Here is a 15928-nt window from a genome sequence, read left to right as displayed (position 1 = left end):
CCCTTTTTTTCTTTATCGCCTTTTTCTCTATCGCCTTGAAATGAAGTCATTATTTTCATTCTTCTACTCAAGCAAATGTTTCTAATTTTTTGACTGTTTTTTTCACGCCATAATGAAGGAGACCATGGAGAATTAAAATGACAGGTAAAGTGAAAGCACTACATACCAAAATAAATAAAAATGGTAGCGCACCAATAAAAAACAAAGCCAACGCACCACTATCACCACTATGGTGAATCGTATCTTTTGTGAGAAGAGATAAAAAAATCGTAGCACATGCGAAAAGCACAACCACAATACAAGCTATACAAGAGATGACTTTATAATCTTTTCTTGAAAGTTCCAAAGATTCTTCAAAAGAAAGAGCACTAAACTGTGTTGCAAGGGCTGTATGTCCCCTGTTCTCTGCCTGATAATGCCTCAAATTCTGCGCTGAACTCTTGTTTAGTTTGCATCGCATCTTAACGAACACGATTGTCCGTTTTATCAAAGAATAATAAAGTGCCAAGATGATCTTCACGGTAGAAAAGAGTACCATGATCCATGCAGAATAAATAAAGATAGTCGTCACTAAGGAGATCAATAATAAAGTTATTAAAAAAACAGTCAATTTTCCTCCTAGAGTCATTAACAAAGCAGTCATTTTCCCCCCCTATTGCATTCTGTTGAGAGAATGGCGTCTGGCTGTTGCTGTTTTGGCAATATTTCCCAAAGCTGCATCATTTCCTTCACGTCCCGTTTAAAGATAGCGAGGAAAATAGAAAAGAGTGAAAAGCATACCAAAAGAACGCCCAAAATAATCTGCGGTACAAAACATAGAAAAGCCCAAATGCTATTCCATCCTACATGACGAAGAAATTCAATCGCAGGATTGTTTTGAAAAGGCTGTAGAAGACTTTCTTGAAGCGCTTCTTGAAAATCTTGGTGCTTCATTGCTTGCAGCTGTTCCTTAGAAATGTGAAAAAGTTCCCAAGGCGTCATAGAAACAGCCGCAATAAAAAGCACCAACAAGAGGATAGCCAAGCAACAAATGATGACATAATCTTTTGTTGAGAGAACCATGCCCTTTTTAAAAGCGGCCGATTGATCCAATATGGATTGTGAGACAAAAGCCTTCTTCTCATAGGCAGATGGCTGTTGTGATTGATCTTTTATCATATGAAGAATCCCCCACGTCTAAAATACCCACGCTTTAATATTTGCAAACACAAGAAACAGCGTGGCGGAACCGCTTAGCACTCTTCTCATCATGAAGCAAGCACGAATAGTTTCTTTTCAGTGTTTTTTTTATTCCTTGAATATCTGACAAAATATAAGCTCTTAACACTTATAAACGTGCCTTTTTCCGTTATGGCAACCCCAGAGAACCTCTCCCTTAAAGGACATTGTTTTGAGAACACACCACTTAAAAACACCCTATTGGCGAAAAAACAAAGGTTTCATCTCTCATAAGCCCCCAGCTTTATAAAAGCCTCTCTTCATAAACGTCCTTTTCTTTAAAAAAACCACCTTTCTCTTAAATATCGCTTTTCTCTTAAATATCGCTTTTCTCTGGGGATCTTCTTATACAGCTGCTTTGGATAGGGCATCGCCCCCTTTAAACAACAGCCTCTCCCCATAATGAGATCCATTAAAACAGCAAAAGAAAATTTTAGCCTCTATAAAGGAGCAATAAAAGAACATTATAAAACCCAATCGCTTGATCCTTGAGCTTTTATTTTGAGTTTATAACTGATTATTTTATTTGAAAATAGAGGACATCTTATGTTATAATGATGAATATGAATAAGGTTGTTTTATAGCGTTTTCTTCCCCCTTCTCCCTCCAGCAAAACGCCTCTATAGAGGACTACCTTTATTAAGAGGGCTCTATGAAAGAATAAGGGCTCAAACAGCGTGATGGAGATCAAGTTTCTGGGGGTTCAGCGCTCAAAGATAAAAGCCTCTATATCCCTCAATACGCCCCTTATCATCCCCCATACACCTATGAGAAGAGACAAAAAACTTATGCGAAAAAATAAGGAGAAGCCCTATGGGACTTTATTTTTTTCATTCACATGTAAATGAAAATTTCTTTTCACTTTTTTTCTCGAGCCGTTGAGAAATCTATAGAAAGCAAATCATCCACGATTACTGCTAAAAAGATAAGGATAAGCATGATGGGGACGAGAATAAAAATGGGATGAAACACCTTAGCGATGATTTTTTTGCCCTACAACGTCGCTGTTCTTTATCCTTAAAAACCCCGTTTTTTTTGGTTTTGCAACGGCTCATATCCCCCGGTATGTTTCTTCTCCTCGTATTTTTTCTCTTTTGTATTTTCTCCCTCTTGTATTTTTTCAAGTGCTTTTTACAAATCCTGTCCCCCGCAATAGACAGTTTTTTTTCATTCAAATGGTAAATTCATGAAAATAGGTAAAAAACGCGGTAGACCGAAAATAACCGGCAAACAGAGAGAACCTAATGGTCGTATTTCACGCGCCAAAGGCCAAAGCAAGTCAGCATCTCAAGCAACCATTGAAATGCGTGCCAAACGCTTTGGCTTAAGCTTACAAGAAGCGAAAAATCCACTGGTGGGAAGCTATATTGGACGTCTTTGTTTGCTGGGCTATAAAGGGGATTCATCAGGCATCAGTCAAGAGCAATATGACACAGCACAACAATACTTACAAACCAGAAACGACTATTTATGTGCCAAAGGTTTGCCAAACGGCTATTATGACGGCTTTAAGCATAGCACCTCTGATGAGAAAGCAAAAAATCAATGGGTTGAAAAAGCAACGCAACGTTACGAAGCGATGCAAGAAGCGATTAAAGAAGCACAAAATCTGCATCGTCAACACAACTTTCATGCGGCATTACAATATCTTGTTAGTGAAGATCAGCCCCTACCAACGCTTGTTGACTCACTGCGCCTTGTTCTTGATGCCCTTTATAAACATTTTGACTGTTCTAGCCAAAAGAGCATTCGCTAAGAAACACCAAGGTTGTCTCCCCCCTTTAAAGATTAAAGCTTCTAAAACCCTACGCCCATTTAAAAAAATAAACCTCAATTACACTTGAAAACAACATTCCCTTAATTTAATAGGATTTGCGGGCTTAAAGTACAACAAACCCGCCTAAAAAAGAGCCCCTAGACCTTAAAAAAACACATCACAAGCGATCTTTAAGAAACATACACTTCTCAAAGAACAGTATTTTACGAGCATAACAAACCCGTCCCTCTTTTCAAAAAAAACTCTTTTGTTGTAAAAAGCTGCCTCCTCATATACCCTTCCTTTTTTAAAAGAAAGGTTCTTTACCCCATCAAAAAGCCATATCAAAAAAACTTTCCCATATAAGGCAATAATTTTCCAGGGACACTCCCAAATACACCCTATAAATGCGCTTTTTTCGTATCGCTTTATTTCCAGGATAAAAAAGGAAAAATCATTGTTTTTCTGTTGACAGAAGATGAAAAATCGTATTTAATGACAGATGCGGTAAAAGGGGTATTGCATCTAGATTTCATCATTAAATCACTGTTAAATCTTCATCGTTAAGTCTTCATGTTGTGAGAGGTTTTATAAAATCTGTTATAAAACCGTATATTTTGCAACAATGGAGAGGGACAATGCATAAAATAAAAATTACATAAAAAAAACAATACTGTATAAAGTAACAACAATACTGTATAGAATTGTATAAAATTTTACTGTTTAGGGGGTAAGCATTAACTGTTTGAAGGGTTAAAAATTTACTGCTTAAGAATAGCTTTCATTTTTTTTAGTTGCCTTTGTTTTGTCGCACCCAAGCCAGTCTTTTGAAATATACTCAGTTTTTTTTAAGCTATTCAGAGAAACCTGGCTTCATGCTCCCTTCTCATAAAGCGCCCGCAACAAAGCACCCTATAAAGCACCCACTCCCCCATAAAACCACTGATGCAAGAGATCACAAAAATGACGCGCAACATACAAACAGTAATAAGCTGAACACAGCGATCTCTATCGATTCACAGTACATTTTGAGCCGCCCCACACTGTAAAGCTTTACATCTTAAAGGCATGAGGCTTATAAACCCACATTGCTTTGTAAAGAAATGATGCCTTTCAAGCCAAGAAAAACACTTGAGATCCTCAAACCTTTCTCCTTAAAATTTTTCCATGTTATTCACTCAAAACTTTAAAGCACAATCAATAAGCCTAAAAAGAGCCCCCACACCTTACAAAAACACATCACAAGCGATCTTTAAGAAACATACACTTCTCAAAGGAGAGTGTTTTACAAGCATAACAAACCAGTCCCTCTCTTCAGACACCCCTCTGTTATAAAAAAACACCTCTCTCATATATCTTTCCCCCACTGTTGCCCCCCTGTTAATGGTCTGAGACAACCTGAACACTTGAGACCCACAAAAGTGCGCTTATCCCTTCCATCCGATTTGCGGGCTTAAAGCACAACAAACCAGCCTAAAAAGAGTCCTCACCTTTAAAAAAACACATCACAAGCGATCTTTAAGAAACATCCCCCCTCAAAGGACAGTGTTTTACAAGCATAGCAAAATAATTTGATCATAAAGGACGAAAATGATCTTTTTCGCGGAAAAAAATCCCCAGGGCTTTCACAGGGAACATTTGTTGAAAAAAGGCTGTCCTCTCTTCATGGAAATGGACCCGATACTAAAAAGAACTTAAGATATAAAAAACGTTGCAAACACCTGCAAATTTCTACCACCTTTTACAGATTTTACAGCTGTAAAAAACACGCAGATTTTTTTAAAACGAAGAAAGATTCTGGTTTTAAAAGTAAAAAATCGCAAAGATAACTTTTTTCTTAATCTTCAAGAGACAAGTGCTTTTTTTTCACAACATCATTTGGTCAAAATGTAAGAAAATAATATTGCCGATCAATGATCAAGAGATAAAATTAATCGTATGAAACCACAAGATTCACCTCCTCCTCGTTCATCCCCAACACCAGAAGGGGCAAGCGCACAAGAAAGCGCACATGCACGAGAAGATCAGAGCACCAATGAATCCTTAGAAAGCCTTATTGCCCGTTTACAAAAAAACGCCCTAGAAGAAGAAAATGCTCCCCCTAGCTCTGAAGAATTAAAGGCGATTATTGCCGGTTTAGAAGATGATCTCATCACGGGTCATTGGATTTTGGCTAATTATGAAGATACCGATATTAGACTGATGCCATCTCTCGTAGAAAAAGCCAACAGAAAATATCCAGGGATGAATCTCAAATTAGCTCTTACCGCTGAAAAACTGACCCATGCACTCAAAGAAACAATCGAAAGCGGCGCAAAATCTTGCCAATTTATCGTAAATTTGGGGAGCAGAATCCATTTTGCGGCAATGGATTATAAAGTTATTGATGACAAAATATCTTTGATCATGTTTGAACCGACAACGTTCAATAATATTAGTGCTTATAAACTAGGGATAAAAATCAATCAAACCCTTGCAAGTTTTCCACTGCCTTCTTATTCTTTTGCCATGGCAGAAATGGATATTCAGCGAAGCTCGTCTGAATGTGGGATTTTTAGTTTGAACCTTGCCAAAAAACTTCATCTTGAATCTGATAAATTAACAAGAATGCACCAAGATAATATTAAGGGCGTATTATGTGAACAAAAAACACCTCTACCTCCTGAAAAGTTAGATTCTTATCTTCCCTCTCGTTTATATAAACATGCGCAAGGGCGAAGACGTCTTGAACAATATCTAAAAGCCAATCCAGAAGCCGCGCATGAAAAAGTCAACAAAAAAGGGGAAACGCTAACCGAAAGGTTTGAAAAAAACTTAAACGAAAAAGAGGGAAAAACCGTCTCTGTTTCTCCTCACAAAAAAAGAATTACGGAATACAAAGCTTTGATGATGTAATTTAAGTCTTTTTCCCTATTTCCTCTTCATCAAGCACAAAGCGCTACTTCTTTATAGCTAAAATTCCTCTCAAGTTTAAGAAGAGCTGGCAAATGAGCTTTTCCATTCGTAAAGCAAAAAGAGCAAACAACTTGTCTGTTAAGAGCAAAAGGCTGTTGTCTTATCAAATATTCTCTCAAAACCAGCTCTTCTTAAAACCGTATCAAAATTCCAAAGCTCTTGTTTGCAATAATCCTTGATGTAGATAGACAGAACGCTGAACGAGTAAAATAGTTGAATGCTTTCTTCTTCAATCAAAGCCTATACTCATGCTTATTTTTCTGAGCTTATCACTTTATCTCAAGCACTTTTATGCCATCAGATCAAACAACCGCAAGTAAAATACGCTTATCGTACCTCAATCAACACCCCCCTCTTTTCCCCCACAAAACATCTTACTCTTTTGCACCACTATCCTTTTCTCAAAAGAGAAAAATATAACACGCCACATCCCTTTATACAGAAAGTTTGCATCCCTTAAAACCCGCATCACTACCCACACCAGCCCCTCCCCCAACACCACAATGAACATGCCTCGTATTATCTCATACCAGCCTTACCGCACGAGCAATATCTTCTAGCGTTCTATACAAACTCCCTCTCACTCAAACTCTTGCGAACAACCATACCCGTGCATCTCCCCCACCCCCCACCAACAAGACACCCTTTTTTAAAAAACAGCACACAGAGAAAATCAAAACCAATCCTCACCATCAGCCAAAATCCCCCCAACCATCCCCCCTTGGAATGTCCACTGGAAATATCCACTAGAAATGTCATGACCAACCTTTTGATTTCATCAGAATTTTACGTCTGTTCTATTTTTGAAGCGTGAAAAAATTCATTTTTAATCTATCGACCAGCCTCACAATCATGTGAGGCTTTATTTTATGGAGAAGCAAATGAGAAAAATATCGTCAGAAGGGCTTGCACTCATTAAGCAATGGGAAGGATTGCGTTTAGAAGCCTATAAAGATAGCGTTGAGGTTTGGACAATCGGCTATGGTCATACCAGTACGGCTGGCAAACCGTTTGTTCACAAAGGCATGATCATCACAGAAAAAGAAGCCGAAGAAGTTCTTTTACAAGATTTAAGACAATTTGAGAATGCCATTGAAAAAAATGTAACGGTTTCCTTAACAGATGAACAATTCGCCGCGCTCGTATCGTTTTGCTATAATGTAGGAATAGTGGCTTTTTGCAAGTCGACCTTGCTAAAAAAGCTCAATAACAGTGAATATGAAGCCGTTCCTTCTGAATTACAAAAATGGACGAAATCGGGTGGAAAACGCCTTCACGGTCTTGTACATCGTCGCGCAGCAGAAGCGGGGTTATGGGCAAAAGGCGCTTATGTTTCTTCCAATTATCAAACGGTTGAAACAAAAGAAGCTTTGAGTTTTCTCAAAGCAGAAGCACTTCCCCCCATTATTGGTTCTTTTTCTGGGCTTGGAGGCTTATTAGCAGGCAATGGTCCCATTCAATGGGCGTTGGCAACCATCATGGTTTTAGCCGCCTGTTTTGGCATTTTCTTTGTAGCCAAACGCTTTCAGGAGCAACGCTTATGATGGAATGGATGAAAAAAAATTTGATGATCACAGGAGCGGCTCTGACCGCTTTTTTTATCGCTTTAGCAAAAGCTTTTAGGCTTGGAAAGGAGATTGAACAGCAAAAGCAAACAGAAAAAATACTAAAGTCATCAACAACACGACTAGAGGTAGAAAATGAAATTAATCAAAAAAGTGATGCTGATGTGCGCGCTGCTCTTAACCACTGGCTGCGCGATAAAAACAATCAATGAGCCTTCATCCTGTGTTGGCTGGATGCCCATTTATTTAGACCAAAAAGATCTTACAAACATCAGTTCAAATCTCGCCAGAGAGATTTTAAAGCATAACAAACAAGGGGAAGGCTTGTGTGGGTGGAAACATGGCTAGAAAACAGACAGAGCTTACAGAAAAGGAAAAAGAAATTCTTCAAGAAATCATCATGACGTATAAAAGTGTAAAAATAATGTCACGCTATACGAAGTGGGTTATATTCATCATTATCTTATTAGCGCTTGATTTTTCCCGGATCATGGATGCCTTGGCAAGTATTTTTACACAAAAATCGAATATTCAGCTCTAAAATAAATCATGAAACATGAGACGTGTTCAATCTTTTAAAAGACATCTGTTATTTTGAAAATATGGGAAGATATTATGCATGATTTTTCACGTCTCATGAAAAGTTTTACACGCTTTACAAACACGATTATGCAATGAATTTTCAGGCATTCAGGCATGATAGCGACATTAATTCTATCAATATGAAAAGAGATTTTAAAAAAAACATGGGAAAGAAATTTAAACTAACAAAAGAAAATAATCAGGGAAAACAAACATGCCAACGGGGATCTTTTAAACAACATATTGATATACAGAAAATTTTATCTTCATTATCCATACCATTGCGAAGCATTTAAAATCATTCAAAGATTTTTTTAATAAACGCGTCCGTGAGCAACAGAAATCGTATTATGCTAAAGAATACTCCTCTCCTTATTTATGAAGCATAGAAACATAAAGGTCATCGCCTATAAGTTCCATACACTTCGCGGGAGTATTATACAACACACCAACCCCTTGTACCACAACACCACCCCTCGTACCACGCACCAACCCTCGCACCACAGCATCACCCCCCACACCACAGCACCACCCTATACCACTCAGTCACTCTATCGCGAAATGGGCTTGAAAGTGTAATGTCTCATCTTTTCTGCTGTTTTCTGTAAATTTGTAAAATCGTAAAAACGTTTAACTGTAAAGGTAAAGGATGTATGCTTTTCTCCGCACCACAGCATCAGCCCCCACACCACAGCGCCAGCCCCTTGCACATCACATACCAACCCTCGCACCACAACATCACCCCCTACACTACGGCACTAACCCACATACCCCCATACCATTCAGTAACTCCACTGCGAAATGGGCTTGAAAGCGCAATATCTCATCTTTTCTGCTATTTTCTGTAAATTTGCAAAATCGTAAAAACGTGGAAATGTAAAGGCAAAGGATGTATGCTTTTCTCCGCACCACACACCAACCCTCGCACCACAGCATCAGCCCCCACACCACAGCGCCAGCCCCTTGCACATCACATACCAACCCTCGCACCACAACATCACCCCCTACACTACGGCACTAACCCACATACCCCCATACCACTCAGTAACACCATCACGAAATAATCTTGAAAGCGCAATATCTCATCTTCTCTGCTGTTTTCTGTAAATTTGCAAAATCGTAAAAACGTGGAAATGTAAAGGATGTGCACTTTATCAAGAGCATGAGGGATTAGAGATAATTGGATGAAGAGTGGGACGAATAGAAGTATAGAAGAAAATGGAGAGAGTGGAAAAGCACAGGGGGAAAAGGTTGAATTGGTACCACCCTCCACACCACAGCACCAGCCCCTTGCACATCACGCACCAACCCTTGCACCACGGCATCAGCCCCCACACCACAGCACCAAACCCCGCACCACAGCACCACCTCCTACACTATACGGCACCACCTCCACACCACGGTACCAACTCCTTGCACCACAACACCACCCACGCACACCACACACCAACCCTCGTACCACGGCATCAGCCCCACCACCACTCAGTAATACCATCACGAAATAATCTTGAAAGCGCAATATCTCATCTTCTCTGCTATTTTCTGTAAATTTGCAAAATCGTAAAAACGTGGAAATGTAAAGGATGTGCACTTTATCAAGAGCATGAGGGATTAGAGATAATTGGATGAAGAGTGGAACGAATAGAAGTATAGAAGAAAATGGAGAGAGTGGAAAAGCACAGGGGGAAAAGGTTGAATTGGTACCACCCTCCACACCACAGCACCAACCTCTGTACCACGCACCAAACCCTTACACCACGGCATCAGCCCCCACACCACAACACCACCCCCTTGCACCACAACACCACCCACGCACACCACACACCAACCCTCGTACCACGGCATCAGCCCCACCACCACTCAGTAACACCATCACGAAATAATCTTGAAAGCGCAATATCTCATCTTCTCTGCTATTTTCTGTAAATTTGCAAAATCGTAAAAACGTGGAAACGTAAAGGATGTGCACTTTATCAAGAGCATGAGGGATTAGAGATAATTGGATGAAGAGTGGAACGAATAGAAGTATAGAAGAAAATGGAGAGAGTGGAAAAGCACAGGGGGAAAAGGTTGAATTGGTACCACCCTCCACACCACAGCACCAGCCCCTTGCACATCACGCACCAACCCTCGTACCACGCACCACCCCCTCCGCACCACAGCACCAAACCCCACAGCTCCCACACCACTCAGTAACTCCATTGCGAAATGGGCTTGAAAGCGCAATATCTCATCTTTTCTACTATTTTCTGTAAATTTGCAAAATCGTAAAAACGTTGAAATGTAAAAAACAATAAGAATGTGTGCTTTGTAAAAGAAATAAGAGAAAAATGATGGGGATGGGAAGACAAGAAAAAAGCATAAAATGAAAGAGATGAAAGATGCCATGCTGCTCGTGAAACCATCAGAGCCCCGGTATATTGGGAACCATAAAGATAGCCATGAAAGATAAGAAATGAGAGCAAAGCTTCTTTTCGATGTAAAGAAAACCCCTTTCAAGAGCGTGAAAAGTAAAAGAAATAGACAAAAAAAACGGGTCTTTTCGACCCGTTTCTTTATTCTTTTTAGGGGAAAAAAGCTTAGAAATCCATTCCGCCCATTCCACCCATTCCGCCAGCTGGCATTGGAGGCATTGGAGCCTCTTTCTTTGGCATTTCAGCAACCATTGCTTCTGTTGTAATCAGAAGGCTTGCAATGGAAGCTGCATTCTGAAGAGCAGAACGGACCACCTTCACAGGGTCAACAATTCCCAAAGCAATCAAATCACCAAATTCACCCGTTGCGGTGTTGTAACCAAATGTGTCAGTATTATTTTCTAATACTTTGCCAACAATGATAGCTGCTTCTTCACCGGCATTGGTTGCAATTTGACGTGCAGGTGCTTGAAGAGCACGACGAACAATATTGATACCCGCTTCTTGGTCAGGATTGCTTCCCTTAACGCTCAACGCACTTGCTGCACGCAACAATGCGGTACCACCACCAGCAACAATACCTTCTTCCACAGCGGCGCGTGTTGCATTCAAGGCATCATCCACACGGTCTTTCTTTTCTTTCACTTCAACTTCTGTTGCCCCACCCACACGGATAACAGCAACACCACCAGCGAGCTTAGCCAATCTTTCTTGCAATTTCTCACGGTCATAGTCAGAAGTTGTTTCTTCAATTTGCGCTTTAATCTGATTAACGCGTGCAGTAATTTCAGCCTTTTGTCCAGCACCATCAATAATGGTGGTGTTTTCTTTAGAAATATTCACTTTCTTAGCACGACCAAGCATATCCAAAGTGACATTTTCAAGCTTAATGCCCACATCTTCAGAAATCACCTGACCCGATGTCAAGATAGCGATATCTTCAAGCATTGCTTTACGGCGATCACCAAATCCAGGTGCTTTTACAGCAGCAATTTTCAAACCACCGCGCAACTTGTTCACCACGAGCGTTGCCAAAGCTTCGCCTTCCACATCTTCAGCGATGATAAGAAGAGGTTTGCCAGACTGCACAACCGCTTCCAAAACTGGGAGCAAGGATTGCAAATTAGACAATTTCTTTTCGTGAATAAGGATGTAAGGATCATCAAGATCCGCCACCATTTTTTCAGCATTGGTCACAAAGTAAGGGGAAAGATAGCCACGATCAAACTGCATTCCTTCCACAACTTCCAATTCGGTTTCAGCCGTTTTAGCTTCTTCCACGGTAATGACGCCTTCATTGCCAACTTTTTCCATGGCATTTGCAATCATTTTCCCAATTTCTTCAGCACCATTGGCAGAAATGGTTCCAACTTGTGCAATTTCTGCTGAAGTTTGGATTTTTTTGGCTTTTTTGAAAAGATTAGCCACCACTTCATCCACAGCAGCATCAATCCCGCGTTTAAGATCCATAGGGTTCATGCCCGCAGCAACGGCTTTAACGCCTTCTTGCACAATCGCCTGTCCCAAAACAGTTGCCGTTGTTGTTCCATCCCCAGCAATATCATTGGTTTTAGAAGCAACCTCGCGCAACATTTGCGCACCCATATTTTCGAACTTGTCTTCTAGTTCGATTTCCTTTGCAACGGACACACCGTCCTTTGTGATACGCGGTGCACCAAATGATTTATCAATCACCACATTGCGCCCTTTAGGGCCGAGTGTCACCTTAACCGCATTAGCAAGGATATCGACACCGCGCAACAAACGCTCACGCGCTTCACGGCCAAATTTGACTTCTTTAGCAGCCATTTAATTTCTCCTTGGAGTTTTTTTTAAATAGTACATAATGAAAAATTGAGCGTTTTTTTTAATTAGCCCATAATTCCCATAATGTCAGATTCTTTCATGATTAAGAGGTCTTCCCCATTAATCTTGACTTCAGTTCCAGACCATTTTCCAAACAAAATACGGTCCCCTGTTTTGACCTCTAAAGGCACGCGCTTTCCGTTATCATCCAGAGCGCCATTGCCAACGGCGATCACTTCGCCTTCTTGTGGTTTTTCTTTTGCTGTATCAGGAATGATAATCCCACCAGCGGTTTTATTTTCAGATTCAACCCGACGAACAACGACACGGTCGTGAAGTGGGCGGAATTGTATATTAGCCATGTTTTAAATCCTTAAAACTGAACATAATTGCATTAATCTTAGAAGGTTCTTGCTAGCACTCTCTAGGTGTGAGTGCTAACACTATCCAAGATATAAAATCGGCCTTTCTCAATGTCAAGGATAGCCATAAAATAATTTCTCTATAAATAAAGCTTCCACGTCTTGCTTCTTCTATCCATTTCGCGTTATCTAACTTTTTTAAGAACCCGCGAACAAATAAAGGATCTTATATCATGGTTGAAACACGTCAGGAAACGGATAGCTTTGGAACGATTTCGGTGCGCCAAGATCGTTATTGGGGAGCACAAACTGAACGTTCTCTGCATAATTTTAATATTGGCAGTGAAAAGCAGCCTCTTACCATCATTTATGCCCTAAGCCTTGTGAAAAAAGCTGCTGCTCTTGTCAATATGGACAAAGGCAAACTTTCTCCCAAGATCGGCAAAGCGATTGTCGCAGCGGCGGATGAAGTTCTCTCTGGTGCTTTTGATGACCATTTTCCCCTTTCTGTTTGGCAAACAGGCTCAGGGACACAAAGCAATATGAATGTCAATGAAGTGATCGCCAACCATGCCAGCATGCTTTTGGGGGGCAAACTGGGAAGCAAAAAGCCCGTTCATCCCAATGATCATGTCAATATGAGTCAATCCTCCAACGATTCCTTTCCCACGGCACTTCACATTGCCACCACGCTGCAAACACGCCAACATCTTTTTCCTATTCTTGAAGCACTCATTACCACTTTCAAGAAAAAAGAAGAAGAGTTTGCCGACATCATCAAAATTGGACGCACTCATACACAAGATGCCACCCCCTTAACGCTTGCACAGGAATTTTCAGGTTATCGGGTTGCGCTCGAAGCCAATCTTCATCGGATTGAAACAGCCCTTGCTGATGTTCAAATGCTTGCTCAAGGCGGAACAGCTGTGGGAACAGGGCTCAACGCCCCAAAAGGCTTTGACGTTGCCTTTGCTCAACACATCAGCACTCTCACAGGAATACCCTTTAAGACAGCACACAATAAATTTGAAGCGCTTGCTCATCATGGTGCTCTTGCGCATTTCCATGGCAGCTTGAATGCCTTAGCCGCTGATCTCTTTAAAATTGCCAATGACATTCGGTTTTTAGGTTCTGGTCCCCGTTCTGGCTTAGGCGAACTCAACTTGCCTGAAAATGAACCCGGCTCCTCTATTATGCCCGGCAAGGTTAACCCCACCCAGTGTGAAGCCATGACCATGGTTGCAGCGCAAGTTTTTGGCAATCATACAACTGTCACCTTTGCCGCCAGTCAGGGACATTTTGAACTCAACGTCTATAAACCTGTTATTGGCTATAATGTTTTACAATCAATAACGCTTCTTGGGGATTGCATGCGCTCTTTTGATATGCATTGCATTCAAGGATTACGCGCCAATCGCGTTCATATTCACGCCCTTATGGAGCGCTCACTGATGTTGGTCACAGCTCTTGCCCCAGAAATTGGCTATGAAAAAGCCGCTGAAATTGCCAAAGCAGCGCATAAAAATGATACAACTTTGCGCACTGAAGCCCTCAAAGCAGGTGTTTCTGGAGAAGATTATGACCGGCTGGTTGATCCCAAAAAGATGATCGCTCCTCAATAAAGAAGAGGAAAACATCTTCAACCTTATCCCTCAAAGCCATCGGGGTGCCCGCGCCCCGATGATAGTTGCCCACAGTATTTCTTTTAAACTCTCATCTTCATTTTAGCTCTGATGAAAAGGAACGCTTGCCCCAGAAATTGGCGATGAAAAAGCCACTAGAATGCAAATGCCTTAGCCGCTGATCTCTTTAAAATTGCCAATGACATTCGGTTTTTAGGATCTCATCCCCGTTCTGGCTTAGGCGAACTTAACTTGCCTGAAAATGAACCCGGCTCCTCTATTATGCCCGGCAAGGTTAACCCCACCCAGTGTGAAGCCATGACCATGATTGCAGCGCAAGTTTTTGGCAATCATACAACTGTCACCTTTGCCGCCAGTCAGGGACATTTTGAACTCAACGTCTATAAACCTGTTATTGGCTATAATGTTTTACAATCAATAACGCTTCTTGGGGATTGCATGCGCTCTTTTGATATGCATTGCATTCAAGGATTACGCGCCAATCGCGTTCATATTCACGCCCTTATGGAGCGCTCACTGATGTTGGTCACAGCTCTTGCCCCAGAAATTGGCTATGAAAAAGCCGCTGAAATTGCCAAAGCAGCGTATAAAAATGATACAACTTTGCGCACTGAAGCCCTCAAAGCAGGTGTTTTTAGGAGAAGATTATGACCGGCTGGTTGATCTTAAAAAAGATGATCGCTCCTCAATAAAGAAGCCGATAAAGAAGAGGAAAACATCTTCAACCTTATCCCTCAAAGCCATCGGGGTGCCCGCGCCCCGATGATAGCTATCCACAGTATTTCTTTTAAACTCTCATCTTCATTTTAGCTCTGATGAAAAGGAACGCATGCCCCAGAAATTGCCTATGAAAAAGCCACTAGAATGCAAATACCTTAGCCGCTGATCTCTTTAAAATTGCCAATGACATTCGGTTTTTAGGATCTCATCCCCGTTCTGGTTGAAACGAACGAGAAGAATGGTTCATCATTTGCCCTGAATGAAAATTGACATGAAAGAAAACCGGAAGAATACGCTCCCCCTTCACCCCTTATGATTGTTCATATCCCCCTTTTAATATTCTCCCCCTTTTTAATATCCCATTGAATCAATCCAAACGGTGCGCTTGGATCGTCATAAGTAAGCATGGCATATCGATAAACAACAATTGAAAAAAGGGGCTCTTTTTCTCAAATCCTCAAGGTTATCATCCCCAAGACTATCGTCATACAAAGCCCCTCACAATATTGAAAAGCAGTAAAGAATAGGAAGAACTCCCGCTGCCCTTTTTAAAGATGAAGGACAGTGATATTCAGCATATATTAAGCATAAATAACAGCCATTATGGATAATTTATTTATACATAAATAATAAAAAAGTATTTTCATATCTTAGAAATAATATTTTTCAACAAGATAAAATTTTATTAATTACATCATAATGGTTTATATAACACAGAGAACACTGCAAGAACATATCCCCCAAAAATCCTTGAAAATTAAAATTTTTTAAGGGAAAGCAGCAAGATAAACACATTTAAAAAAACGCTTAATACTGAAAAATTATGGATTTCGCGCGTATTTTATTTTTTCATAATGAAATTATATATAGATTTTTTTAACTAATTTATGCATAATATATTATGTAC

Annotated in this window: 16 protein-coding genes and 1 pseudogene; 9 read left to right on the top strand and 8 right to left on the bottom strand. The window is 40.5% G+C overall.

Annotation, left to right across the window (positions count from 1 at the left end; genetic code table 11):
* Nucleotides 1-67: 67 nt before the first annotated feature.
* Entirely contained in the window at nucleotides 68-643 is a 576-nt protein-coding gene (locus FS875_RS06120) for a hypothetical protein (protein ID WP_246067871.1), read from the bottom strand.
* A complete protein-coding gene (locus FS875_RS06115) occupies nucleotides 640-1158 on the bottom strand; it encodes a hypothetical protein (RefSeq protein ID WP_144754502.1) in 519 nt (172 codons plus the stop codon). The genes FS875_RS06120 and FS875_RS06115 overlap by 4 nt, the downstream gene beginning before the upstream one ends.
* A gap of 1246 nt (nucleotides 1159-2404) precedes the next feature.
* Here FS875_RS06115 and FS875_RS06110 point away from each other — a divergent pair.
* Nucleotides 2405-2974 (top strand): hypothetical protein, encoded by a 570-nt coding sequence (locus tag FS875_RS06110; RefSeq protein WP_144754499.1) that lies wholly within the window; start codon nucleotides 2405-2407, stop codon nucleotides 2972-2974.
* A gap of 1938 nt (nucleotides 2975-4912) precedes the next feature.
* Nucleotides 4913-5869: a YopJ/AvrA family T3SS effector serine/threonine acetyltransferase gene (locus FS875_RS06105; protein WP_144754496.1), complete on the top strand. Its 957-nt coding sequence runs from the start codon at nucleotides 4913-4915 to the stop codon at nucleotides 5867-5869.
* Nucleotides 5870-6493: 624 nt separating this feature from the next.
* Here FS875_RS06105 and FS875_RS06100 read toward each other — a convergent pair.
* Nucleotides 6494-6688, bottom strand: a complete 195-nt coding sequence (locus FS875_RS06100) for a hypothetical protein (protein ID WP_144754493.1) — start codon at nucleotides 6686-6688, stop codon at nucleotides 6494-6496.
* Nucleotides 6689-6810: 122 nt separating this feature from the next.
* Between FS875_RS06100 and FS875_RS06095 the strand changes: the two genes are divergently transcribed.
* Genes FS875_RS06095 through FS875_RS06080 form a run of 4 tightly spaced genes read left to right on the top strand, consistent with a single transcriptional unit; the run spans nucleotide 6811 to nucleotide 8035 of the window.
* On the top strand, nucleotides 6811-7473 hold the full coding sequence (locus FS875_RS06095) for a lysozyme (RefSeq protein ID WP_144754490.1): 663 nt from the start codon (nucleotides 6811-6813) through the stop codon (nucleotides 7471-7473).
* The gene (locus FS875_RS06090) at nucleotides 7470-7706 is read left to right on the top strand and encodes a hypothetical protein (protein WP_144754487.1); all 237 of its coding nucleotides are present in this window, start codon (nucleotides 7470-7472) and stop codon (nucleotides 7704-7706) included. Before FS875_RS06095 ends, FS875_RS06090 begins: the two co-directional genes overlap by 4 nt.
* On the top strand, nucleotides 7630-7842 hold the full coding sequence (locus tag FS875_RS10555; protein WP_144754483.1) for a hypothetical protein: 213 nt from the start codon (nucleotides 7630-7632) through the stop codon (nucleotides 7840-7842). Before FS875_RS06090 ends, FS875_RS10555 begins: the two co-directional genes overlap by 77 nt.
* The gene (locus tag FS875_RS06080) at nucleotides 7835-8035 is read left to right on the top strand and encodes a hypothetical protein (RefSeq protein ID WP_144754480.1); all 201 of its coding nucleotides are present in this window, start codon (nucleotides 7835-7837) and stop codon (nucleotides 8033-8035) included. The genes FS875_RS10555 and FS875_RS06080 overlap by 8 nt, the downstream gene beginning before the upstream one ends.
* Before the next feature lie 413 nt (nucleotides 8036-8448).
* On the opposite strand, the gene FS875_RS10180 is transcribed toward FS875_RS06080, so the two are convergent.
* From FS875_RS10180 to FS875_RS10820, 3 genes are all read right to left on the bottom strand, one after another.
* Entirely contained in the window at nucleotides 8449-8595 is a 147-nt protein-coding gene (locus tag FS875_RS10180) for a hypothetical protein (protein WP_166428892.1), read from the bottom strand.
* An 805-nt stretch (nucleotides 8596-9400) separates the two neighbouring features.
* Nucleotides 9401-9574: a hypothetical protein gene (locus FS875_RS10175; protein WP_166428891.1), complete on the bottom strand. Its 174-nt coding sequence runs from the start codon at nucleotides 9572-9574 to the stop codon at nucleotides 9401-9403.
* Nucleotides 9575-9826: 252 nt separating this feature from the next.
* Nucleotides 9827-9952: a hypothetical protein gene (locus FS875_RS10820; RefSeq protein WP_281282248.1), complete on the bottom strand. Its 126-nt coding sequence runs from the start codon at nucleotides 9950-9952 to the stop codon at nucleotides 9827-9829.
* Between the two features lie 127 nt (nucleotides 9953-10079).
* Here FS875_RS10820 and FS875_RS06075 point away from each other — a divergent pair, with 127 nt between their 5' ends.
* Complete coding sequence (locus FS875_RS06075) at nucleotides 10080-10331, top strand: hypothetical protein (RefSeq protein WP_144754477.1); 252 nt, start codon at nucleotides 10080-10082, stop codon at nucleotides 10329-10331.
* A gap of 324 nt (nucleotides 10332-10655) precedes the next feature.
* On the opposite strand, the gene groL is transcribed toward FS875_RS06075, so the two are convergent.
* Both groL and groES read right to left on the bottom strand, forming a co-directional pair.
* Nucleotides 10656-12299, bottom strand: coding sequence for a chaperonin GroEL (groL, locus tag FS875_RS06070; protein ID WP_144754474.1), 1644 nt, complete (start codon nucleotides 12297-12299; stop codon nucleotides 10656-10658).
* Nucleotides 12300-12361: 62 nt separating this feature from the next.
* Nucleotides 12362-12658, bottom strand: coding sequence for a co-chaperone GroES (groES, locus tag FS875_RS06065; RefSeq protein WP_005774667.1), 297 nt, complete (start codon nucleotides 12656-12658; stop codon nucleotides 12362-12364).
* Nucleotides 12659-12891: 233 nt separating this feature from the next.
* Between groES and fumC the strand changes: the two genes are divergently transcribed.
* Both fumC and FS875_RS06055 read left to right on the top strand, forming a co-directional pair.
* Entirely contained in the window at nucleotides 12892-14280 is a 1389-nt protein-coding gene (fumC, locus tag FS875_RS06060) for a class II fumarate hydratase (RefSeq protein WP_144754471.1), read from the top strand.
* Nucleotides 14281-14445: 165 nt separating this feature from the next.
* Nucleotides 14446-14993 (top strand): annotated as a pseudogene (locus FS875_RS06055) (lyase family protein); the annotation flags it as partial.
* Between the last annotated feature and the right edge of the window lie 935 nt (nucleotides 14994-15928).

Source organism: Bartonella saheliensis (genome assembly GCF_902162175.1).
Note: the sequence above shows the minus strand (reverse complement) of the source record. Positions and strands in the feature narration are given on the sequence as shown.